Below are 1,479 nucleotides of genomic sequence, written 5' to 3'. Positions count from 1 at the left end.
CGGCTGATGCTCGGCTTGCTAGCTGGCCGAGCCGGGCGGCATTTCGTGTTGGATGGCGACGCTTCCCTACGCCGACGACCGATGCGTCGGGTGGGCCAACCATTGGCCTCCATGGGTGCCGATGTGCGAGGACGCGACAGCGGCAACTTGGCTCCGCTGGCGGTGCAAGGAACCACATTGCGTGGAACCATCGTTGGAACGCCGGTGGCCAGTGCCCAGGTGAAGTCGGCCATCCTGCTGGCAGCGCTCACGGCCGATGGGCCCACCACCGTGATCGAACCATCGCAATCACGGGACCACAGCGAACGCATGCTGAGGGCCTTCGGAGCCAACCTGGAGGTGGGCGGAGAAATGGGGCGTCACATCAGTGTGAAGCCAGGGGCAACGCTTCACGGCCAAACCGTTGTGGTTCCCGGTGATATCAGTTCAGCAGCGTTCTGGCTCGTGGCTGGAGCCCTGGTGCCCGGATCGGATCTCACCATCGAGAACGTGGGGCTGAACCCCACGCGCACCGGAATCCTGGAGGTGCTGGATCAAATGGGCGCCAACATCGAAATAGTCAATCCCAGGGATGTTGCTGGGGAACCGGTGGGAGATCTCCGGGTGAAGCACGGCCCACTGAAGCCCTTCCAATTCGGGGAAGAAATCATGCCCCGCCTCGTGGACGAAGTGCCAATCCTCAGCGTTGCGGCCTGTTTCTGCGACGGGGAGAGTCGGATCAGCGGTGCAGCAGAACTTCGGGTGAAAGAAACCGACCGATTGGCGGTAATGGCCCGTCAGCTCAAAGCGATGGGGGCCGAGATCGAGGAGCACGACGACGGGATGACCATCCGAGGTGGCAGGCCATTGCATGGCACGGCCTTAGACAGCGAAACCGACCACAGGGTGGCGATGAGCATGGCCGTGGCGGCATTGATGGCCAATGGCCCATCAACCCTGGCCCGCAGTGAAGCGGCAGCTGTGTCTTATCCCACCTTCTGGGACGACCTTGAGCGATTGCACCGCTAAGTCAGGCGATTCGATAGATCTGGGGGAACTCCAGGCCTTTCCGACGGCCGATGGGAGCTTCAGTCTCCACAGCGTGCACTTTGGCGAAGCGTTCCACAACTCCGCTGGTGCGCTCAACGAGGCACGGGCCAAATTCGTTGGCCCCGCCGAACTCGACCGTTTTAAGGGCGGTGAACCGCTGCACATCCTCGATGTGTGCTTCGGGCTTGGTTACAACACCGCCGCCGTGCTGGGGTCCTTGCCGACACCAACCCCTGCCGTGCGTTGGTGGGGACTGGAATTGGATCGTCGCCCGCTTGAACTCGCCTTGTCGCAACCCAGGTTTCAAGCGCTGTGGTCTGAGGATGTGCTTCACAAACTGGCTGCCATCCGCGACCAAGGGGGCTGGTCGACACCAGGGGATGAGGGCAAACAACTCTGGGGGGATGCGCGCGAGATGCTTTCCACCATTCCCGAGGCGGTGCGCTTCGA

1 protein-coding gene and 1 pseudogene are annotated in these 1,479 nt (G+C 62.3%); both read left to right on the top strand.

Annotation, left to right across the window (positions count from 1 at the left end):
• A partial coding sequence (aroA, locus tag WH5701_RS00400; protein ID WP_037979131.1) for a 3-phosphoshikimate 1-carboxyvinyltransferase occupies positions 1 to 1,008 on the top strand: 1,008 nt, incomplete at its 5' end.
• Positions 989 to 1,479, top strand: a pseudogene (locus tag WH5701_RS00395) (SAM-dependent methyltransferase); the annotation flags it as partial. The gene aroA and the pseudogene WH5701_RS00395, both read left to right, overlap by 20 nt.

It is taken from the genome of Synechococcus sp. WH 5701 (genome assembly GCF_000153045.1).
GTDB lineage: Bacteria > Cyanobacteriota > Cyanobacteriia > PCC-6307 > Cyanobiaceae > Regnicoccus_A > Regnicoccus_A antarcticus.
This window is presented reverse-complemented; position numbering and strand designations above follow the sequence as displayed.